Below are 22,204 nucleotides of genomic sequence, written 5' to 3' on the forward strand. Positions count from 1 at the left end.
GCCAAAAAAATGGAAAGTAATTTCTAATTCCTCATACAAAGGCAGAATTCAAAGTTCTTTCAGCATCAAGAAATCCGTCTGCTCATCATCCCCCATAAAAAAGGAGTGACTGCCAACTCTTTCAAAGCCCATCGTATGATAAAAAGCCAACGCATTGTCGTTAAATTCCCAAACGCCTAACCAGATCGACTTTTTCTGCAGCTCTTTAGCGGTCTCTTGGGCAAACAGCAGCAGTGTTTTGCCATAGCCTCTGCGCTTATGTTCTTTTTTGATATAGATTCGTTCAATTTCCAACCCCTCTGGGGCGATTGCTTCCGTTTGCGCCTCACCCCAGTTAAGTTTGATATATCCTACGGTTTGATCATTTTCTTGTAAAAAATAAAACGCCGACTGCGGATTTTCTAACTCTCGGGTCAGTTTCGGCAGATTATAGGCTTCTTCTAGATAGATACGAGTATTTTCCTCCGTATTGAAAGGAGCAAATGTATCGTAATAGGTGGATACGCTGATTTCTCCCAATTCTTCTAAATCTGCCAAAGTACATCGTTTGATAGCCATCAAAACGCCTCCTCATTTTTTCAAGCTATTCTATCACATCTCCATCATCCCTTGCAAAAGCAAAAAGGACAGACAGCTTTCCCCACTGTCCGTCCTTTCATAGATTACTTTTTTATAACCAAGAGCCAGAAAACTGATGGATCACCATCGTACTCGGATCTTCCTCGACCTCACCAGTGATATAGCTTTTTGGTGAAAACGTCATTTGCGGGAAGATTTCTACGCCCTTAACGGTTTGTCGTTGATTATTCAATTCTAATCCGTGGTTTTGCAACAGTTCCGTCACTCGGATCACATTGGTGACGACATCTTCCGTTTTTTCTGCCCGGACAAATTTTCGGTCATCGTAATCGTGGTACCATTCTTCCATAAAGGGATGATGCGGCACCGCTCCAATGATCCCAGTAGAAATCTTGGTTTCGATCTCAAAGCCCATAAATGCCTCCAGTGTCAAAAGCTCATCTAAAGGTTTGACCACCTCGATATCGGTATCCATATAAATACCGCCTTCTGTCACTAATGCATACAGACGAACCACATCTGACACAAAGGCCCATTCTTCTTGGTCATAGGCCTCTTTTAGATAAGGACCGAATTTTGAAAGGTCGATCGTTGATTCATCCCAACGTTTGATCTCATAATCCGGACAATATTTTTTCCAGGTATCCATGTATTTCTTTTCTTGTTCACCTAATGGATTGCCGCCAAACCAGCAATAATGAATAATTTTTGGAATCATCAATCTCTCTCCTTTAGTTTATTGGTCTCTTTTAAGTGTAGCTGATTTTGCAATTGTTTCAAAATCATATACACTTTTTTCAGCGAAAGCAGTTGCTCCTGCTCCTGGGCATGATCAGAAAAATCCATTAAAAAAAGCACCAGAATCAGCGATTCTAGCGCCTTTTTGAGGGATTACTTATAAATAGCGATTGTCCCGTAAAACGGCTTTTTTAATATCTGCCACCGTTTGCGTCCCCGCAAGCTGCATGACCATCTCCAATTCTTTTTTGAAGAAATCAAAGACTTGTTGAACACCGGTAGCACCACCTAGAGCCAACCCATAGATCACTGGGCGGCCGATCGCCACTAGATCTGCTCCGCAAGCAATCGCTTTAAAGACATGCTGTCCTCGCCGTACCCCGCTATCAAAGACGATCGGCGCCCGACCTGCCACTGCTTCAGCCACGATCTGTAAGGAATCAAAGGAAGCTGGACCACCATCCAATTGGCGTCCCCCGTGATTTGAGACCCAAATCCCTTGTGCACCTGCCCCTAATGCTCGTTCCACATCTTCTTCTGATTGCACCCCTTTGACATAAACCGGCAAATCAGATTCTTTGGCGATAAAAGCGACATCCTGAGGACTTAATTTTTGTTTTGAGGAGCCGTAAACGGCATCCATCGTTTGTCCGATCCCTGATTGATAAGCCTGAACGATCGGCATTGCCAACGGAAAGGTGAAGCCATTGCGGCGATCCGTTTCTCGATTGCCCCCAACAGTTGCATCTGCGGTCAAAACGATCGCTTTGGCGCCATTGCGTTTTGCCATCGCCAAGATGTCTTTGTTAATACCATCGTCTTTGCTCATATAAAACTGGAACCACTGCGGCGCTTCTTGACCACCAGCTGCTCGGATTTCTTCCAACGTACAAGAGGCATACGAACTCGCCGTATAGATCGTGCCAAAACGTGAAACCCCTTTGGCTGACGCTTGTTCTGCCGCAACATTTGCTAAGCCGTGGGCGGCAACAGGCGCCATAATGATTGGCGCTGACAACGTATCACCGCCAAAGGACAACGTTGTGTCCGGTAATTCAATGTCCTTTAAGACATGAGGAATGATCAATTTGTGATTGAAGGCGCGTTCATTTTCTTGATAGGTAAAAATATCCCCCGCACCACTGCTGATATAGCCATACCCACCTTTAGGAATCACTTCCTCTGCCGCGATCTCCAAATCGCGCATATTGATAAAATCGATTGCTCCTTCTGCGGTACTTGCTTGATAGATTTTTTCCATGCCTTTCCCTACTCTCCAATAAGATAACGTTTACATTTTTATCCTACGCCTGATTGCAGGATCACGCAACTCATTCGCTCACTCCTACTCAACACGCTGCTTTTACTTTTCAACTTAAGACAGCCATCCATTTGAGCTGGCTGAATTATTTTTATGTTCGTGAGAAATATTCTGCCAACAACAACGGCTGAATCGTTGGATATGTCCAGTTGGCAGGCGGCTCTGCCATTACATAGATTGCTTCGATCTCTGAGGTCAATTCATCCTGCAAGTCCGTGATCTGGGCTTCGAACACCAAGCCGTAATCGGTCTCCCCGTCTTTTTCTACCCCATAGATAAATAACGGCTCTAGGGTAAAGTGCTTAGCGCCTGTTTCTTCTTTTAATTCACGGGCGGCACACTCTGTGATGCTTTCTCCTAGTTCTCGCTTGCCTCCAGGGATCTCCAATGTGTCTCGTTCTTTGTGTTTGACATAGACGAACTTTTCTTGGTACTTGCTGATGATCACGGCAAAAACTAGCTGCTCTTCTGCAATCTTTTCAAGCTCGAATATCGTTACGTTACTCATTTTCCTCATTCCTTTCAAAAAAGCAGACATGCTTCTAAAATAAACAGTCGTTAAATCAAAAAAAGTGCTGATCCCTTATGGAAAGGGTCAGCACTTGCAACTTATTACTCTTCTTCTTCCGCCATGAATGTGTTGAAGACTTCTTCAATCATATCCCATTCTGCTTCTGTTTCGATCTGTTCTAATTCACCTTCAGAACCGTCTTCGTTTTCAATATAAGCGTACGCTTGTAATTCAACGTCTTCTTCTTCTGGTACGCCTGCTGGATAAAGCAAGACGTAGTTGCGGCCGAATTCTTCCGTACCGTCAACCGTTAATAGAATTTCGTATAAGGTTTCATTTCCTTGATCATCGATTAAAGTAATGTGTTCATGTCCTTCATGATCGTGATCGTGGTTATGATCGTGTGTATGTTCTGACATTTATTTTCCTCTTTTCTGTAAATTAAAACAGCTGTTTCCCAGCACCATCTAAATAATTCTGCAAAATCATGACTGCTGCTAATTTATCAATCACTTTTTTTCGTTTGGCACGCGATGTATTCGCCTGTTCTACCAGCATTCGTTCTGCTTGAACGGTCGTCAGACGTTCGTCTTGGTAAACGACCGGCAAACCGAATTGCTGTTCGATCGCTGCGCCGTAAGCCATAGAAGCTTCCGCTCTAGGTCCGATCGTATTATTCATATTTTTAGGTAGTCCTACCACAAAACGTGAGACTTCATATTCTTTCACCAATTCAGCAAGTCGATCATAACCGAAATTGCCTTCATCTTCATTGATGCGAATGATCTCGATCCCTTGTGCTGTCCAGCCCATTGGGTCACTGACCGCCACGCCGACTGTCCGCGAACCAACATCCAATCCCATGATTCTCATTATAGGTTGATCCCGTGATTGCCTAAATAATAACGGATCAGAACTTCCATGATCTCATCCCGTTCGTGACGACGAATCAAATTCCGGGCATCCCGATAACGAGGAATGTAAGCCGGGTCGCCAGAAAGGAGATAACCGACGATTTGATTGATCGGATTGTATCCTTTTTCCTCTAATGCTCGGTAGACGATAGCTAATGTTTCGCTGACTTCTTTTTTACGGCTATCATCAAAATCAAAGCGAACTGTTTCATCTGTAAAACCCATTTCACGACACCTCTCTTTTGTATAGATTTTAGCATATGTTCCTACTATATTGTACTAAACGTTTGATAAAACTACAAACATATGCTTAGATTTTCTCCATTATAACAAAGGTTTATGATGTTTTTATGAACTTTCTTAAAAAAAGCTAGAAAGCGCGATAGACATACTGGTTTTCTGGTGCTTCAATCGTCTTCTCTTGGTCTGCTACCACCATCGGCAAGTCCCGTTTGAAGGGTTGATAGTACTTCGATTGGATCGTCCCTTCCACATGAAGCCACTGGTTATTTTCTGCCGTTGTTTGTTGCGGTAATTCCACTCGCAAGCCAAAAACGCCTGAATCAGCCACACAATGGATAATGCCAAAACGAAACAAAAAGATTTCATTGGCATCATCTTGATCTGCATGGTACACAAATCCATCATAGGTGATTTTCTTGCCAATAAATTCGCTCGGGTACGTATAGATCAACTCCATGACTTCCAAGTAATTTTCTTCCGTTACCGCAATTGTCTCATCTTTGGCGTAACGTGCCAATGCTGCATCCATCTGAGTGTCGTAATCTTCTTTGTTAAAATAAAGACTTGTATCGGGTTTCAGATATTGGGTCGTCATTTCTGGATCCCCCACAGATTCTTCACTTAGGGGGAAATTAAACCCTTTTGCTTCAACGATCGTCGTATCCAAGCTAACGGTGGGGAAAAAGAGACCCACGATGATCGGTAAGGCTAATAGAAAATACGCAATCACTCGTTGGTGTTTTTTCTCCAATCCATGCTGATGCTCATCGTCATGATGATGCTCAGGCTCTTGTTTGACCCAAAAATACATCTGGACCAAAGCCAATAATAAAGAAATGATCATGGATAAGATAGCGAGATAGCGATAATGAATGTTGATAAACTGATTGAGTTTGCCCGTCACTTGCAAGTACATCATCAATTCAAAATAGCCTGATAAGATCAAAAAACGAACCATTCTTTACACCACCCATGCATAAATTGAAACGACGATTGCGACTAATCCAACTAAAGAAGCGATAAAACGCCCCGAAAAGTACCGCTTCATCATCAACAGGTTTTTAATATCTACCATTGGACCAAAAACCAGGAAACCGACGACTGGTCCAGTGCCGAATAAACTCAACAACGAAGAGCCGATAAAGGCATCTGCTTCGGAACATAGGGATAACGTTAGTGCCAACAACAGCATGACGAAGACCGCTAACAGCTTCGTGGAGCCTAATGTCAGCATCAAACCAGTTGGCAGATAGGTCTGCATCGCTGAGGCGATCAACGCACCAATGATCAAATAACGCCCAGTATCGAAAAACTCATCCAAACTATGCTGCAGCAAATGACGAATCTGCCGAAGGAGCGGATGACTGCTCTTTTCCGTTTGATGGTGGGCGTGATCATGCCCCTGATGGTGTGGGTGAGCTGCCTGCTCATTCCCGCCACTTAATTGATTGGCAAGCCGTGTTTTTAAGATCTCTTGTTTGTTAAAATACGCCAGCCAGATCCCCACGACCATTGCGACCAATAAGCTGCCCAGTACACGCAAAAAAGCGAACTTCGCGGAATTTCCAAAGGCAATGAATGTAGAAAAAATCACGATTGGATTGATGATCGGTGCAGTCAGCATAAAGGCAAACGCCGTATACACTGGCACCTCTTTTTTTACGAACTGATTAACGATCGGTACGATCCCACATTCGCAGGAAGGAAAAAAGACCCCCAGACCACAACCAACTGTGATCGATGCCAATTTGTTTTTTGGTAAGAGTCTCGTGACTCTTTCTGGCGTCAAGAAGACTTGTAAGGCACCTGAGATCAAGCAGCCCAATAGGACAAACGGCAAGGCTTCAATGACGATAGATAAAAAAATAACACTCATTTGCAGGACAGAATTCGGTAATGCCTGAAACATAACTTTAACCTTCTTTATCAATAAATTCGAAACGCTGGAATTACTATACGTTTTTTCCTTTTTTTATACAACGTTTTTTTTAAAGCAGCCTATTTTTTTAATCGTTGCTTTAGATTTCCCTTATCTTTGAATCCTTCTTACTCACCTAAGCGATCAGCTGCTAGCAGATATTTTGACTTTTCCTCAAGAACAGCGTACATTTTCCATGGAGGAATGACTTATGCAAAAAAATCAACCGATCCAAGAGCAGCTCGCCCAACAACCGTTGACACTACTCTATCTCTCTCAACCGAATTGCAGTATTTGTGTTGCGGACAAACCACGCATCCAAAAACTGGCACAAACCCAGCAACTCCCCCTATTTACCATCAACACGCTGGCAGAGCCAGAAGCAGCCAGTTTATTTTCGGTCTTGACGGTTCCCGTCGTCCTCTTGTTCGCGAATGGGAAAGAAGTGCATCGTGAAGCCCGCATCATCGATTTCACACGTTTGACTCAACAAATCTTGCGGTATCAAGAAGCGCTCACAAGCGTTGAAGAGCAAGATTCCTACGAATCACTTTTTGACCAGTTAGACGAGTAAGTTCAGTGGTGAAAAAGCAAAAAACAGCTGTCAGATCGTTGTATATACTACGATCTGGCAGCTGTTTTGTTGGTTCCTATTTATATGATGCGATTATTCGCTTAGTGATGGTTCTTCTACTGGTTCTTCATGGGACAAGACGTTGCCTGAATGCAAGAAATAAATCAATGTTTGCAATTCATTGGTTAAGTCAACGTTTTGAATCAGCACGCCTTTTGGTGCAGTGATCCGTGCAGGTGTAAAGTTCAAGATTCCTTTAATGCCAGCTTTCACAAGCTCGTTCACTAAATCTTGTGAATGTTGTGCGGGAACCGTCAAAATAGCCACATCGATCTGCTGGATCTTCACTTGTTCCTTCATGTCATCCATTGGATAGACCGGCACACCATCTACGATTCGACCAACTAGATCTTCGTTGACATCAAATGCGGCACTGATCCGAATGCTGTTGCTTTGGTGAAATTTGTATTTCAACAAGGCGCTCCCCAAGTTTCCGACACCGACTAAAGCTACATTCGTCATGTGGTCTTCGTTCAATGTCTTCGCAAAGAACTGCATCAAGCTTTCAACGTCATAGCCATAGCCGCGTTTTCCTAATTCACCAAAGTAGGAAAAGTCGCGGCGGATCGTCGCACTATCAACTTGAACAGCTTCACTTAGTTCGGTCGAAGAAACTTTTAATTTGCCAGCTTGGTGCAAAATACGCAAGTAACGATAATATAAAGGCAATCGCTTCGCTGTTGCCTTTGGAATTTGATGATCTTTCAAAGAATACTCCCCCATTGTGAAAAATTCACTTGTGATGAAGCTATCATAACAAATACATTGTTCAAAAATCAATTTGAATGCTCATAATTTGAAATATAAATTTTATAATGGTAAAATCAAACTTTTTCCCAATCGCCGTTTCCCCTAAAATATGATAGACTTGTAGTATTGCAACCTTGATACAGACAAGTTTCTTAAAGATAGGAATGACATACACATGATTTTATTACAAGCCAACCAAATCGCCCGTCTTTTCGGAGCCGAGGTTTTATTTGAAAATATCCAATTAGAAATTGCCAGCAATTCCCGAATCGCGCTTGTTGGGCGCAACGGTGCTGGTAAATCAACGCTACTGAAAATTATTGCTGGACTCGAAAGTCCTGATAAAGGAACGATCGCTAAAAACAAGACCGCTACGATGGGCTACTTAGCTCAAGATACCGGACTTGCTAGTCAGGCCACTGTTTGGGAAGAAATGCTGGGCGCTTTTGCAACGGTTCGACAGATGGAGCAGCGCATGCGTAGCTTAGAGATCGCCATCTCCGAAGCAGATCCTGCTGCTGACTCTGGCAATCTCCTGAAAGAATACGACCAATTGCAGCATGAATTTGCAGAAAAAAACGGCTATGGCTATGAAAATGAGATTCGCTCCGTCTTGCACGGTTTTCAGTTTGATCCTTCTTTTTACACGCAAGCAATCAATACCCTTTCTGGTGGTCAAAAAACCCGCTTGGCATTAGCAAAAATGCTGCTGCAAAAACCTGATATCTTGATTCTGGATGAACCGACCAACCATTTAGATATCGAAACGTTATCTTGGTTAGAAAACTATCTGCAAGGATATGCCGGTGCATTGCTGATCGTTTCCCATGACCGTTACTTCTTAGACAAAGTCGTCAACGAAGTCTACGAACTGAGTCGCCAAAAAATGCGCCACTACAAAGGCAATTACAGCCGCTATTTGACCCTGAAAGCGGAGCAACTGCAAAGTGAATGGAAAGCCTTTGAGAAGCAGCAAGAAGAAATCAATAAACTGGAAGACTTTGTTGCCCGCAACCTTGTCCGTGCGTCTACCACCAAACGCGCGCAAAGTCGCCGTAAGCAATTAGAGAAAATGGATCGGCTGGATCGCCCGCAAGGAGATGAAAAATCCGCCCACTTCCTTTTTTCCATTGAAAAGCCTTCAGGAAATGTTGTGATGCAAGTAGAAAATGCCGCTATCGGTTATTCTGAAGAAGAAGTCTTATCGGCGCCCATCGACTTAGATGTTCGGCGCAAAGATGCGATCGCTTTAGTGGGACCGAATGGGATCGGCAAATCAACCTTACTGAAATCGCTGATTCATAAAATCCCCTTTATTCAAGGAAAGGTCCATTTTGGCGCCAATGTCTCAATCGGGTACTATGACCAAACCCAATCCGATCTGCACTCAACCAAAACGATCCTCCATGAGCTTTGGGATGACCACAGTACCACACCTGAAGTCGAGATTCGCAATATATTAGGCAGCTTCTTATTTTCGGGAGAAGATGTTGAAAAGCCGATCACGCTGTTAAGCGGTGGCGAAAAAGCCCGTGTCGCTTTGGCAAAATTAGCCATGGACCATGACAATTTCTTGATTTTGGATGAGCCAACCAACCATTTAGACATCGACAGCAAAGAAGTCTTAGAAAATGCGCTGATCGATTATGAAGGCACTTTGTTCTTCGTATCTCATGACCGCTACTTTATCAATCGAATCGCCACCAAGGTCGTGGAACTGTCTGAAAACGGCAGCAAGCTCTATCTAGGCGATTACGATTATTATTTAGAAAAGAAACAAGAAGAAGCTGAGATCGCAGCAATGTTGGAAACAAAAACAACCGAAACCACCCTCTCAGCAGGCAAGCAAAACTTTGTCCAAAGCAAAGAACAGCAAAAAGCCGTTAGAACCTTACAGCGAAAAGTCGCCCAAATCGAAGAAGAGCTTGCCACGATAGAAGAAACGATCCAACAACTGGAGCAAGACATGACCGCACCAGATGCGTTGAATGATCATGTTAAATTGACCGCGTTGAATCAAGCACTAGAACAAGCCCGCACTGAACAAGAAGCCCTATTAGAAGCATGGGAAAATACTAGCTTAGAACTAGAAGCATTTGACAGTTGATCGAGGAATCAGTCTGTAGGCCGATGACAAGCGCCCCCTCCTTTGTTTTACTTAAAAGAACAGGATGAATACGTACGATTCGTAAAACAAGGAGGGAAAAATGCAAAAACAGACAGATGTTTATCGAAAGCGTCGGCCAATGGTTGTTTTGGCAGGATTGGTGTTGATTTGGATAGGGTTCAATCGAATCTCTCATCACGTGTTGTACGGAGAGTTGTCCGAACACGTGCATACCGTCGTTGCCTATGATGAGAGTTATGACGACGAATATGTTTATTCTCAGGCTATCTTTAGTGATGACATCAATGCTTATTTATGGGAAATGGACATCACGACACCGATTTTCTTGCAGACGAACGAAGATTGGGCCGATAGATCCTATGGCAATGACGGCAGCCAAACCTTAGCAGAAAACGGCTGTGCGATTGCTTCTCTTGCGATGGTTCAATCCTATCTTGAAGGCTATCCCATTTCGCCACTAGAAGTCCTTGATTGGGCAGGAGATCATTATTACGTTGACGGCCAAGGAACGGACTGGCGGATTTTTTCTGACTTTGCCGATGCAAACGGCTACAACTATTATGATCTCGGCACAGATCTAGCCAGCGTTGAAGCTTACTTGCAACAAAATCATCCCGTCATCGTTTCTGTGACTCCAGGGGAATTTACAGATGGCGGCCATATTATGGTCTTAGGTGGAATGATGGACGATCAAGTGTTTGTCTTAGATCCCAATGATGATCCAGAAAAATCCCATTACGCTATCTATTACACACTAGATGAAATCGCTAATCAAAGCTTACGCTTTTGGACCTTCAGCTGATTGATCAAAAAAAGTCCCCTTTCGGGGCTTTTTTCTTTGTCGTGGCGTAGGCAGCAACTGGATCTTACTTTTTTAATAAAAAAACCATTCTTTCTCCCCTTAGGAATCCGCTTTCTATTATAATGGAAGAAAGAAAGGTGTGAAGTCTATGAAAATCGGTATCCCAAAAGAAATCAAGAACAATGAAAATCGTGTGGCATTGCCGCCCTCGGGAGTCTATGAGTTAGTCCAAGACGGACACGAAGTCTTCGTTGAACAAGGCGCTGGTGCAGGATCAACCTTTTCTGATCAAGCGTATCAGGAAGTCGGCGCTACGATTACTACCGTTGAAGAGGTTTGGGCCTCTGAATTGGTTATGAAAGTCAAAGAACCTTTACCAGAAGAATACCCCTTTTTACATGAGGGACTGGTTTTATTCACCTATTTCCACGTAGCCGCCAATCAACAGCTTGCTCAAGCATTGATCGACAGCAAAGTGATCGCTGTTGCTTATGAAAACGTCCAGCTGGCGAACGGCACCCTGCCTCTGCTATCGCCTATGAGTGAGATCGCTGGAAGAATGTCTGTTCAAATCGGCGCACAATTTCTCGAAAAAATATATGGCGGAAAAGGGATCTTGCTTTCAGGTGTTCCCGGCGTCCGCCAAGGTCGGGTAACGATCATTGGTGGTGGCGTTGCCGGTGAGAATGCCGCGAGAGTCGCTGTAGGTCTAGGCGCACAAGTGACGATTTTAGACGTTTCGATCCCACGCTTACAAGAGCTGGATCGACAGTTTTCTGGTCAAGTTCAAACCTTGTATTCCAATCGCTTGAATATCGAACGAACGATCCAATCCGCAGACTTGGTGGTAGGAGCCGTCTTATTGCCAGGACAAAAAGCCCCGTGCTTAGTGACCCGCGACATGGTGAAACAGATGCCTGAAAAATCCGTGATCGTCGATATTGCCATTGACCAAGGCGGAATTTTTGAGACCGAAGACAAAGTCACTACCCACGACGAGCCAACCTATATCCGGGAAGAAGTTATTCACTATGCAGTCGCGAATATGCCAGGTGCTGTGCCGCAAACGGCAACCATCGCATTGAGCATTGCCACCTTACCGTATGCCCAGCAGCTAGCGAACGATCCTTTAGCAGCGTTGCGAGAAAATCAGGCACTTGCCAAAGGGGTCATCGCCTATAAGGGCGCATTTACTTCAAAAGAAGCCGCTCACGATCTGTCATTGCCTTTTACCGATCTATCGGAATTGATTTGAGTCACTCTCCCACAATAAAACCAGCAGCCGCACAAGTAATTCGCGGCTGCTGTTTTGCTTTCTATGAGAATTTCCTTTTTTGGGTAGCATGGGCTTTGGAAGTATGCTATATTCATACTTAAAAAAATTCGACCTAGACAGGAGGAACACTGTGCTTACTCAACAACAAATCCAAGCATTTCCCAAAGTAGAACTTCACTGCCACCTCGACGGTTCCATTCGTCCAGAAACATTGATCGCCATCGCCAATCAGCAAGAACTACCGATCGAGCAAGACATAGAAGCTGTGAAAGCACAGATGCAAGCCCCCAAAGATTGTCATGACCTGAGGGATTATCTTCGCTGCTTTGATTTCGTTCGGCCGTACTTGCAAACACAAGAAGCGTTAGCAGCTGCCGCCTATGACGTGATGGAACAAGCCGCTCAAGATGGGGTCGCTTATATTGAGATCCGCTTTGCTCCCAGCTTATCGATGGACAAAGGACTCACTTGCAGCCAGACCATCCAGGCCGTGATCGAAGGCATCGCACGAGCAGAAGAACGCTACCCAATCAAAGGCAATGTTTTGGTCATTGGGATGCGTCAAGAAGACCTACCAGCTATTACGGCGATTTTTGATGAAGCGATCGCTCTTACCGATGAAAAAGTCGTCGGCATTGATCTGGCAGGTCCAGAAGAAGACGGGTACGTCCCTGATTTAGCTGCCAGCTATCAAGTGTTCCTCAAGAACCAAAGTGTCCAGCTGACCTTACATGCAGGCGAATGCGGCTGTGTGCAAAACATTTATCAAGCCATCGAAAGCGGTGCGCAACGGATTGGCCACGGCATCGCCTTAAAAGGAGATCACACTGCCCAAGCGTTTGTTCGAGAACAAAATCGCTGTATCGAAGGCTGTCCTACCAGCAATGTTCATACGCGTGCGATTCCCACATACTCGGCATACCCATTAAGAGAATGGCTGGAGGCCAAGATCCCTTTTTGTTTGAACACCGATAACCGAACGGTCTCAAACACGACATTGACCAATGAATACCTGCAAATGGCTCATCATTGCGACATGTCCGAATCAGAGATGCGCTTCTTAAACGAAACTGCCGCTCAGCATTCCTTTGCGGAAGCTTCCGACAAAGCGGTACTCTTGAAAAAAATTCAAGAATGGCAATTCTAATAAACATGGACGCTAGTGATCCCCACTGGCGTCCATGTTTTATTTCCAAAACGTTCATCTTTCTTTCCTTCACGCAAAGAAGAGCCGATCGATCCGTGTTAACCCCAAGGCATCGATTTCTAAAAGAGCTCTTTCGTAAATTTCTGTATTCGTTAAAGCCGCACTCTCGTGGGCATCGATCCCAATAATACAAGAGCAGCCGACTTCCTTGGCGATCTTCCAAAATTCAGGATGCGGATAGCCACCGTTCGTATAGCCTGCCAAATTATACTCCAACGGCAGCTGATACTCTTTGGCTTTTTCACATAGGCGGTAGGCAACTTCTTCACAATGAGAATCGAAGGTTTTATAGCCCCGCATGAACACATCTGGGTGTGCCATATAAGCAAAAATTTCTGATTCAATTCCCTGTAAAGAAACACGGAGATAATCTTTGATCGCTTTTACCGAATCCCCAGGTGTATGGTCGTAATAGTGATTGCTTTCGATTTCAGGAAAGTGATTGCCAAAAATCAAATAGTCGATCGACAGCCTTTCTTTCTCTGCAACTAGCCAAGGGATCATTGTTTCAAAATATTCACACTCTAATCCTAATTTCACATCGATTTGTCCTTGGTACTTTTCCTGTAAGCTTTTCACCGATGAAACGTAATCTTCCAATTGCGCAACATCCATCCGCATGGGGGAGACATACCCATCCTCAAAGGGCCAGGGACAATGATCAGCGAAGCCAATTTCCTTAAAGCCAGCTTGGATGGCTTTGATCACATAGTCTTCATCAGAATCCCGTGCATGTTTGCATCGAGTTGTGTGGGTATGATAGTTTGCTTTCCACATGGTTATTCACTCCTTCTTATTACATTTAGGTTAATTTGTTTTTGTGATCGCATTTTAGGTACACTCTTCTTGAGGCGCTATCCTTCAAGCCGTTCGCTATTTTACAGAATCCTTTGTAAGCGGAACCATTTTTTTCGAAAAATAGTACTAGCTATCAACACCTATCACTTAGCAACTTCCTCATTCTGGATTTATTCCAGTCCATTTCATTATAGAATTGCGGCTATCCCAAGACAATCAAAAGAAAACTGCAATCGGTTGCTTCTTTTTCCATCACTTCCATTGAGTCGTTTCTCTTGGGACAAATGAATTTTTCAACAGGACGTGTCTTGGTGCGGTTTTGTCTCCTTGTACCTCTTGAAAAAGTAGCTGGGTCGTCCAATCCACCATCTCCTCTAAAGGTCGTGCGATGGACGAAAGCAAAGGGCTAGTACAAAGACAAACATTGGTGTTTTCATAACCAATAACCTGAATCGCTTCACCAATCTTTTTATCCAGTGAATGAAGGGAACGTAAAGCGCAGGCTGCCAAAAAATCGCTTGCCGCAAAAATGCCATCGATAGAAGGCCATTGATGAAAAAGTTGATCAAAGGATGTTTGCGTGACATTTACAAAATCGAGTACGACCTCGTGAACATGGATCTCTGGGTATTGGTCCATCACTTGATAAAAACCAGCCGATTTTTCTTGAACGGAATGTAATGTCTTCGGCCCATTAATGAAGAGGATCTCGCGACAACGATTTTGGATTAAGATCTGTGCTGCCAACTGTCCACCTGAGGTATTATCCGCAGAAACGGAGGATACTTCATCGCTAAGGACTCTACCCACACTCACTAGAGGTAATTTGAGAACCTTTTGCAACAACGGACCTTGCGTACAAAGGTTGGTACATAAAATTACCCCATCAATATTATTTGCGAGAAACAAGTTCAAAAAATAGGTTTCTCTTTCAGGATTCCCTTGTGTGGTACCAATCATCAAACTATAACCTTTCTCAATCAGTTGCGACTCGATTCGGGTAATAAATTGATTATAAAAATCATTTTTCAAATCATAGATCAGCAAGCCTATCATCTTTGAGGAATTGTAATAAAAGGACCGTGCTAATTCATTTGGTACATAATCAAGTGCTTGAATTGCTTCTAGCACAATCTGCTTTGTTTCTTCATTGACATATTTTCTGTTATTGATCACTCGTGAGACGGTGGTCACAGATACATTGGCAAGTTTTGCCACGTCTTGCATGTTTGCCATTGGTTCCTCCTTTCGCTCTTTTACATGTCTCGTAAATATTAAATCCTTTTCCATTTGATCCATTATCCGAATGCAACGATCTAAAATGCTTTCTTTTTATTCTATAATAACAAATCTTACCTCATATTTTTTATTTTTATGAAAATAAAAAAGTTGTTTAGATGATATCTCATCATAAACAACTTTTCTATGCTAGATAAAATTTGCATTCAATGCCAGTGTTTTTTAAGAAAACAAGAAAACTACTCCCGTGTTCTCTTACACAATCATCTACACAAACCCCCAGCTAATTTTTTAAATCTAAGCCTTCAATCAACGCCACCGCACGATCGATCCCAGCATCTTTTGTTTCTTCTAGCACCACGTAACAGTATGGCTTGTGTTTGATCAGAAGCTGTAAAATTTCTGGATACCGTATTTGTCCCTCACCTAACGGGACAGGGATCACTTCTTCTCCCGAGAGTTGAAAATCCTTTAGGTGCAAGCAGACGATTTTCTCTCCGAAAAGAGTAAATGCTTCTTCTACCAATGCGACTTGATCAGCAGCCGTTTTTGCGGTGATCAAATTCGTTGGATCATAAATGATCCCTAAATAATCAGAAGGAACACGTTCAATCAGCTCGGCGATGCGCTGATTCGAATACAGCGGATGATTCAGTCCGGCTTCGATCCCTACCATGATTTGATATTTTTCTCCCACTCGAACGAGTCGCTGGATCACATGGATCAAGTCTTCAAAAACCTCATCTGAAAAATTCTCTTCACTATATCCCAGTGCGGCAATGACTGAGCCTGTTTCTGAAGCCACCATGCTGGCACCAAAATAACGGGCATGGAATAAATAGCGCTCAAATTTCTGTAAGATTTTTTCTCGTTCCTCTGGTTCGGGATGAATCAAGTTACTATAACAACTTAACAAAGCGATTTGAACGCCTTGTTCTTGGAATTCATTCTTGAAGAAGGTCCCCATACCTGGATTCATCTTTTCAGGAGCACTTAGATCTGGAAAAGACGCATTCAAGGCAAACTGAACGTTTTTTATTTTCTTTGCACCTACCGCTTGTGCTAACTGCTTTGGTGTATATTCTCCTGAAAGGTCATGCCCTCGGATGGCTAAATGAATCATCTGACTCCTCGCTTTCTACTATTTTTTCCCATTCAATAATCAAATTTTCATAAGGTTCTAGCCTATGGTTCCCCCGCGCCAGCGCTTCACCTGATAAGCGTTCGAAACCGGGTAGATGTAAGGTAAAATCAGCTGTCGTCAGCCCTAAGTTACTGATCCAGAGTTGGACATGGGTCGCTGACTCTCGGCGATACTTCATCACACCTTCCGAACATTTGATCAACTGGCGCTCTGATTCATAAGGGAAAAGTTCTTTGCGACAAAACGACTGCCATATCAAACTGTCTGGTAAATTGCTAGGTAGCGCACCTAAATAGATGATCTCTCCTTGAGCCAGTTGTTTCTTAGCTAGTAGCGTTTGGTCATTCCCACGTCCGATCGTTTCCCAATCTTCTGGGCAGTGAAAAACTGTGACCAAATGATCCAAAGGTTCTTTTAGGCCGTCATAGGTTAGCTGATAAGTCAGTCCTTTCACCGTAAACTGCTGGATTTGGTCAAACCCGAGCCATTCTCCTAAACGATCTAAGCCATTCGTCGCTGGCCACGCCAGCTCTTTTGTCCGATCCCCCGTCATCGGGCCTAAAATCAGCTTGCCTCCTGCTTCAGTAAAGGCGGCAAATTTTTTCAACAAGGTAGGACTGATCCAACGAACAAATGGGGCAAGAACAACATCATACTCTTCTAACGGACTATTTTCTTGAATGATTTCTACACGAATTCCTTGCCGAATCAGACTGCTGTAAAATTCGGTAAACAGGCTGCGATAATCATAAACACCCCCATGATCGATCGTGTAAAAACGTTTCGAGTAATCCGAGTAGATAATGGCTATTTTTGCCGATACATACTTCGTTTCCGCTAAAAGTGGTGCGATCTGTTGTCTTAGTTCGCCAATCCGAACTACCTCTTCATACCCACGATCTGGCTCTCCCCAAGCAGTTAACACGGCACTATGGGGTTGCTCCACACCATAGCGATGTCCACGAAAATGCCAAAAGCAGAAGGATTTCAAATTACCAGCATAGCCAATGAACGCTTCACTTGTGACAAACCCATGAGGACGAGGTGCCGCATAATTTTCAATATGACCTGCATTGGCAGTACAAGTTTCTAACAATAACATTTCCTTGTTGCGCGGTTTGACATTCCGCCAACGATCCAAGTTCATCGTATACGCTGGATAGTTGTCTGCCGGTGCATACGTATCAAAACCAGCAATATCTAAATCAGCAAATAGCTCATCATTTTGCAAGTTAAACCCAAAAGCGGAGTTATGGGTAATGGGTAACGCGGTCTCCATTCGGATAAAATGACAAAGATCATGCGCAAACTCATTCAACGTATCAGTGGTAAAGCGGCGAAAGGCATTCATCAAGGAAGAATTATGCAAAAATGGGGTTGTTAGCGGCAAGACGACATCCTCAAATGCGTCATACCACTCACTCCACACCTTCGTTCCCCAACACTCATTGAGGTTAGTCACGGATTGATAGCTGTCTTTTAAATACGTATGCCAACGCGTTTGACACGTCGTACAGTAACATAGATCGACATGACATTTAAACTCATTGTCCAATTGCAACATAACGACATTTTCATGTTTTTCGGCAATCTCAGCGATTTTTCTCGTCAAACGATAGGCATAACGGCGAAAGTCCTCGTTGTTGGTACAGACATGCTGTCTTGAGCCGTGATGCATCTTCGTTCCATCTTGGTTAGTGACCAATGCTTCTGGGTACTGTTTTGTAAACCAGCGGGGTGGGGTCGGAGTTGGAATACATAAGCAAACATCGATGCCATTTGCTTGGTACTGTTCTAGCGCACGTTCCAACAACGAAAAATCATATTCTCCAGGTTGAGGCTCCAAGTCGCGCCACATGAATTCCCCAATTCTAGCAAAATTCATGCCCAACGTTTTCATCGTGTGACTATCACTTTGCATGATTTCTTCCGACCAGACTTCTGGATACATGCAGGCGCCGTAATAAATATCAGGAAACAGTGGTTGCTCATGGAAAAACGCCTGTAGACGAATCGCTACATAGCGAGCGATCATATGCGCCCCGAGCTTTGAAAAGTGGGTATCATCTGCAAGACCTGCAGGATAATTGGGGTGCTCATTCGGTGCTAACCAAACAAAGAGTGCTTTGGAAGCTTCTAGTCCTAATGTGTCATAATAATGATAGGTATAGCGATTTAAATCAAACGAAACTACTTCTTCCGTTCGACTAAGTTCTCTTAAGACAGGTAAAAATGCTGACAACGTATGCGCCAATCGTCCCTCTTCTCCTACCCGCCGTTCAACAGGTGTACACAGGATCGGGATTCCTGCTTTTTCTTTGATTTGACGGATCATGTCTGTCAAATGAGCAATGTACGCCTCCATCGTGACATGATTTTTCTCTTTTTGGTCATTATGTCCAAATTGCAGTAGGACGACTGTATTCGGTTCGACTTCTTGCAGGAGTTGCTCAAACAACCCTTCTTCGATAAACGAACGAGTCGTACTGCCGTTTTTTGCAAAATTGCGTACGTTTACTTCTGGGGGTAGATAGCTTGGTAAGGCTTGTCCCCAGCCCATCATTGGCTGTTGATCAAGGGGATAATCCGCCATGGTTGAATCTCCGCCTAGAACGATTTTCATTTCTTTTCTTCCTCCATCTATTTACTATCAGATTTCCAACAGCGTTGACAAGTCCGCTGGTTTTCTTGCTGAACTTAAGCTGTATTAGAAATCGCTTTCTTTTCTATTATACAAAACATTGGCTGACGAAAACATAGAAAAATCAGAGCAAAAGCTGCGAAAATACGAGCTTTTTCGCAGCAACCAACAGTGATCAGCTCTGACCTTTTCGATATTGTCCTGGGGTCATTCCCGTGCACTTTTTAAATAAACGATTGAAGTAACTGGGATTATACCCAAGGTTTTCTGCGATTTCATTGATTTGATGATCGGTTTCTAGCAACTGCCGTTTCGCTTCTACGATGCGAACGTTGGTTAAATAATCAATAAAGTTGACCTGCTTGGCACGCTTGAACTCCTTACTCAAAAAGATTGGGTCTACTTCGAAACGATCCGCAACATATTCTAACGAAATTTGTTCATTGCGAAAATCAGATTGGATGTACTCCGCTACTTTTTGGATCATTTCACTATAAGAATTAGCGACATTTTCTTGCCAGAGGATGGAGACGGGCTTTAAGAAATGATGGTACAAAAAGGCTTGAATCTGATTGATGTCCAAAAGTCGTTCGATTCGTTCTAAAACAACCGTTTTCGATACATAATCCGTTCGTGAGACACCATTTTCATTTAAAAGGTAATCGACTTGATCGTACAGTCGATTGACCACATAGATCACCGCAGCCTGTTGATTGTTTTCTGCCACGACCTGTTCCAAAAACCGCTGGGCACTTCGTTGCAATTCTACATGATAGCCACTTTTCAGCGCTGTTAAAATCAAATTTTCTTGCGAAAGAGAATACTTCGGCAGCGGGCGCATTTTCTCTCCTTGAAGCACTTGATTTTCGGGAATCAACCGTTGCAGATGGATTTGCTTTTTGAGACGTTGGGCAACTTCAGGCAACTTGCGAATCTCAGTTTCTTGTTGCGAACTAACGATGGTGACATAACGGCAGACGATCAAATTGATTTGCTTGGTGACCATCGTGAAGTAATCTGTCAGTTGCTGCTCTTGATTGACCACAAAAACCAAAATCCGCCCTTCATTTGACGAAACGATGGTTGATTCTGGGAAAAACATGGCTGTGACATCCGTTATAATGTTTTCTAGCGCAAACAAAATGTGGGTTTCATCTTGTGAATTTGCTTGATTGCTTAATAGATCATTGAGTTGGAAATAAAACAGGCGATACCCTTGGTCACTTAAGCGCCAGTTTTTTTGCTGCAGTAATTGTTGCGATTCTTCCTCTGACAAATAGCCATAATACCCTTCCATCAAATGTTGGATCACTTGCCGCTTCAGCGAATCTTGAAAGCGTTCCGCCTGATTTTGTAGCAATCCTTTTTCCCGACTTAATTGTTGCCAACGGTCCACCAAAAACTCCAGATCGTTTTCTTTTTTCCATTGGGTATTACCAAAGAGCTGATCCATCGTTTTTTCAAAAGGTTGGTATTGTTTTTTTGCCAAAAAGAGACTCATGACTGTCACACAAGCAATAAAAAGAATACTTACGACGATCAGCACTCTAGCCAAATGAGTGACTGGCTCGGTAATCAATGCTAAGGGAACGACGGTATAAAATGTCCATATTTGGTTGAGTCGCGTACTGTTTACGGCGATCATGCTATAATCATTGCCATTGATCGATTCGACCCAGGTTCCTTGATGCTCCTCACTCAGCGGTTGGATAACATTCGCTAAGTTCTGATCGCCAATAAAACGAAAACTCTCATGATTAAAGGAAATCGCTGCGAGTCCATTTTCAATTTGGGTATCATAAAAATACTTTAACAATGATTGCTCGTCGATCGTTGCAACTAAAAAAATTTTAGGCTGATCTTCGCCTTGGCTATCAATGTTTTGTACAAAAATCAATTCATCCTCTTCTTCAATGATCTTCCACTGATACTGCCTACCATTATCGATCCGATAGCGTTCAAATGCTGTTTTGGTTTGCTCGAGCGTTAATTCATACGTGCCGCCACTTTCAATCCCAAAGGGCGCCTCTCCGAGCGAATAAATACCGATTCGATTGACATAATTGGAGCTATTGGTTAAGTAAAACAATTCTTCCGACAGCTGGATCAACGTCTGATAATTCGTCGTTTCCAATAAATCTTCTTGGTAGCGCCTTTGAAACGATTGCCCCCAAACGCTTAAAGTCACTTCCAGCTGCGAGAACTGTTGGTTGATGTTACTAACGATTCCTTCGACTTGGCGATTGTTTAGTTCTTGATACGATCGTTGTAATGGTCCGATCAAATAGGCATGCAAAAAGATTGCAACGGCTAATAGCGGCACGACGATCCATAGACTGGCTAGCTGCAGTTTTCGATGAAAACCGCCTGTTTTAAAGTACTTCATTCCCAAACACCCTTGTAATAGATTTTATGTAACAAATTGTCATGCGAAAAAACGCATGACAACCTATCCACAACTATTGAAGTGTATCATCCTTTGACGGATCCAATCAGCATTCCTTTGGCAAAATGTTTTTGCAAAAACGGATAGAAGATCAAAATTGGTAAAGTCGCCACAATGATGACTGCAAATTTGATTCCTTGTTCAGGCGGCACATAGTTGGGGTCCATACTTGCTAACGCATTGGCACCACTGGAGGCCATCGTGATCTGTCTTAACAATAACTGAATCGGCCATTTTGCTGAATCGTTGATATAGAGCAATCCACTCATGAAGTCGTTCCAGATACCAACGGCGTAAAAAAGGGTGAAGGTCGCGATCACTGGTTTTGATAAAGGCAAAATGATTTTCCATAAGATCCCTAGTTCCGTACAGCCGTCCATCTTGGCGGATTCTTCCAATTCGATCGGCATTTCTTGGAAAAAGTTTTTGATGATCATCAAGTTGAACGGATTGATCGCGATTGGCAAAATCAATGCCCAATAAGAATTGATCAGTCCTAAATTTTTCACCACGATAAACGTTGGGATCATTCCACCTGAAAAGAGCATTGCAAAAATCACGAGATTCAACAAAGTGTTCCGTCCTTTTAGGTGCTTGCGTGATAAAGGATAGGCAAAGGTGAAGGTACAGAAAAGCTGCACCAGCGTGCCAACGATGGTAACGCCGACCGTTACAAGCAAACTACGGATAAAGGTGTTGGTTGAAAAAATAAAGCGATAGGAGTCGAGACTGATCTCATTTGGCCATAAGAAAAACGAACGTGTGGTCAATTCTAACTCCGTAGCAAACGAACCTGCGATCACATAAATAAAAGGAATCACCATGAATAACCCAATCAATGCCAAAAATAGCGCATTAAAAATGTCAAATATTTTCCCTGCCTTCGTATTGTGTAAAGTATCCATCTTTTTCCTC

The 22,204-nt window shown here is 43.3% G+C and carries 21 protein-coding genes; 5 read left to right on the forward strand and 16 right to left on the reverse strand.

Translation table 11 applies throughout. From position 1 onward, the window contains the following. Positions 1–48: 48 nt before the first annotated feature. From IGI73_RS12300 to IGI73_RS12340, 9 genes are all read right to left on the reverse strand, one after another. Positions 49–558, reverse strand: coding sequence for a GNAT family N-acetyltransferase (locus IGI73_RS12300; protein WP_015510214.1), 510 nt, complete (start codon positions 556–558; stop codon positions 49–51). A gap of 112 nt (positions 559–670) precedes the next feature. After that, positions 671–1,297, reverse strand: a complete 627-nt coding sequence (locus IGI73_RS12305) for a glycosyltransferase family 32 protein (protein WP_010749841.1) — start codon at positions 1,295–1,297, stop codon at positions 671–673. Between the two features lie 177 nt (positions 1,298–1,474). Continuing rightward, entirely contained in the window at positions 1,475–2,578 is a 1,104-nt protein-coding gene (locus IGI73_RS12310) for an alpha-hydroxy-acid oxidizing protein (protein ID WP_010749842.1), read from the reverse strand. 151 nt (positions 2,579–2,729) lie between these two features. Then, positions 2,730–3,146 carry an NUDIX hydrolase gene (locus IGI73_RS12315; protein WP_074535507.1) on the reverse strand — a complete coding sequence of 139 codons (417 nt, stop codon included), beginning with the start codon at positions 3,144–3,146 and terminating at the stop codon, positions 2,730–2,732. Between the two features lie 104 nt (positions 3,147–3,250). Further along, on the reverse strand, positions 3,251–3,568 hold the full coding sequence (locus IGI73_RS12320; protein ID WP_005228559.1) for a DUF1292 domain-containing protein: 318 nt from the start codon (positions 3,566–3,568) through the stop codon (positions 3,251–3,253). 22 nt (positions 3,569–3,590) lie between these two features. Further along, positions 3,591–4,022, reverse strand: coding sequence for a Holliday junction resolvase RuvX (gene ruvX / locus IGI73_RS12325; RefSeq protein WP_005234242.1), 432 nt, complete (start codon positions 4,020–4,022; stop codon positions 3,591–3,593). After that, positions 4,022–4,288, reverse strand: coding sequence for an IreB family regulatory phosphoprotein (locus IGI73_RS12330; RefSeq protein ID WP_005228556.1), 267 nt, complete (start codon positions 4,286–4,288; stop codon positions 4,022–4,024). The genes ruvX and IGI73_RS12330 overlap by 1 nt, the downstream gene beginning before the upstream one ends. Before the next feature lie 145 nt (positions 4,289–4,433). Beyond that, a complete protein-coding gene (locus IGI73_RS12335) occupies positions 4,434–5,264 on the reverse strand; it encodes a TIGR03943 family putative permease subunit (protein WP_428206612.1) in 831 nt (276 codons plus the stop codon). 3 nt (positions 5,265–5,267) lie between these two features. Beyond that, positions 5,268–6,215, reverse strand: coding sequence for a permease (locus IGI73_RS12340; RefSeq protein ID WP_016608821.1), 948 nt, complete (start codon positions 6,213–6,215; stop codon positions 5,268–5,270). Positions 6,216–6,435: 220 nt separating this feature from the next. Between IGI73_RS12340 and IGI73_RS12345 the strand changes: the two genes are divergently transcribed. Continuing rightward, positions 6,436–6,798 carry a thioredoxin family protein gene (locus tag IGI73_RS12345; protein WP_413118469.1) on the forward strand — a complete coding sequence of 121 codons (363 nt, stop codon included), beginning with the start codon at positions 6,436–6,438 and terminating at the stop codon, positions 6,796–6,798. 93 nt (positions 6,799–6,891) lie between these two features. Here the strand turns inward: IGI73_RS12345 and IGI73_RS12350 are convergent, their stop codons facing one another. Continuing rightward, positions 6,892–7,566, reverse strand: a complete 675-nt coding sequence (locus IGI73_RS12350; protein ID WP_005228549.1) for a redox-sensing transcriptional repressor Rex — start codon at positions 7,564–7,566, stop codon at positions 6,892–6,894. Between the two features lie 217 nt (positions 7,567–7,783). Between IGI73_RS12350 and IGI73_RS12355 the strand changes: the two genes are divergently transcribed. From IGI73_RS12355 to add, 4 genes are all read left to right on the forward strand, one after another. Beyond that, positions 7,784–9,715, forward strand: coding sequence for an ABC-F family ATP-binding cassette domain-containing protein (locus IGI73_RS12355; protein ID WP_428206613.1), 1,932 nt, complete (start codon positions 7,784–7,786; stop codon positions 9,713–9,715). A gap of 100 nt (positions 9,716–9,815) precedes the next feature. Then, the gene (locus IGI73_RS12360) at positions 9,816–10,538 is read left to right on the forward strand and encodes a C39 family peptidase (RefSeq protein ID WP_016608824.1); all 723 of its coding nucleotides are present in this window, start codon (positions 9,816–9,818) and stop codon (positions 10,536–10,538) included. A 148-nt stretch (positions 10,539–10,686) separates the two neighbouring features. Beyond that, the gene (gene ald / locus IGI73_RS12365; RefSeq protein WP_428206615.1) at positions 10,687–11,793 is read left to right on the forward strand and encodes an alanine dehydrogenase; all 1,107 of its coding nucleotides are present in this window, start codon (positions 10,687–10,689) and stop codon (positions 11,791–11,793) included. Between the two features lie 151 nt (positions 11,794–11,944). Then, positions 11,945–12,961, forward strand: coding sequence for an adenosine deaminase (add, locus tag IGI73_RS12370; protein WP_428206617.1), 1,017 nt, complete (start codon positions 11,945–11,947; stop codon positions 12,959–12,961). 69 nt (positions 12,962–13,030) lie between these two features. Here the strand turns inward: add and IGI73_RS12375 are convergent, their stop codons facing one another. The 6 genes from IGI73_RS12375 to IGI73_RS12400 all read right to left on the reverse strand — a co-directional run bounded on the left by IGI73_RS12375 (position 13,031) and on the right by IGI73_RS12400 (position 22,194). Then, a complete protein-coding gene (locus tag IGI73_RS12375; protein ID WP_016608828.1) occupies positions 13,031–13,798 on the reverse strand; it encodes a histidinol-phosphatase in 768 nt (255 codons plus the stop codon). Between the two features lie 273 nt (positions 13,799–14,071). Further along, positions 14,072–15,055, reverse strand: a complete 984-nt coding sequence (locus IGI73_RS12380; RefSeq protein WP_428206618.1) for a LacI family DNA-binding transcriptional regulator — start codon at positions 15,053–15,055, stop codon at positions 14,072–14,074. 286 nt (positions 15,056–15,341) lie between these two features. After that, positions 15,342–16,181 (reverse strand): sugar phosphate isomerase/epimerase family protein, encoded by an 840-nt coding sequence (locus IGI73_RS12385; RefSeq protein ID WP_010749858.1) that lies wholly within the window; start codon positions 16,179–16,181, stop codon positions 15,342–15,344. Further along, positions 16,153–18,825, reverse strand: a complete 2,673-nt coding sequence (locus IGI73_RS12390) for a beta-galactosidase (RefSeq protein ID WP_428206619.1) — start codon at positions 18,823–18,825, stop codon at positions 16,153–16,155. Before IGI73_RS12390 ends, IGI73_RS12385 begins: the two co-directional genes overlap by 29 nt. Before the next feature lie 193 nt (positions 18,826–19,018). Next, positions 19,019–21,229: a helix-turn-helix transcriptional regulator gene (locus IGI73_RS12395; RefSeq protein ID WP_428206620.1), complete on the reverse strand. Its 2,211-nt coding sequence runs from the start codon at positions 21,227–21,229 to the stop codon at positions 19,019–19,021. Between the two features lie 86 nt (positions 21,230–21,315). Further along, positions 21,316–22,194 carry a carbohydrate ABC transporter permease gene (locus tag IGI73_RS12400; protein ID WP_005234200.1) on the reverse strand — a complete coding sequence of 293 codons (879 nt, stop codon included), beginning with the start codon at positions 22,192–22,194 and terminating at the stop codon, positions 21,316–21,318. Between the last annotated feature and the right edge of the window lie 10 nt (positions 22,195–22,204).

Source organism: Enterococcus sp. DIV0755f (assembly GCF_051713725.1).
GTDB lineage: Bacteria > Bacillota > Bacilli > Lactobacillales > Enterococcaceae > Enterococcus_D > Enterococcus_D casseliflavus.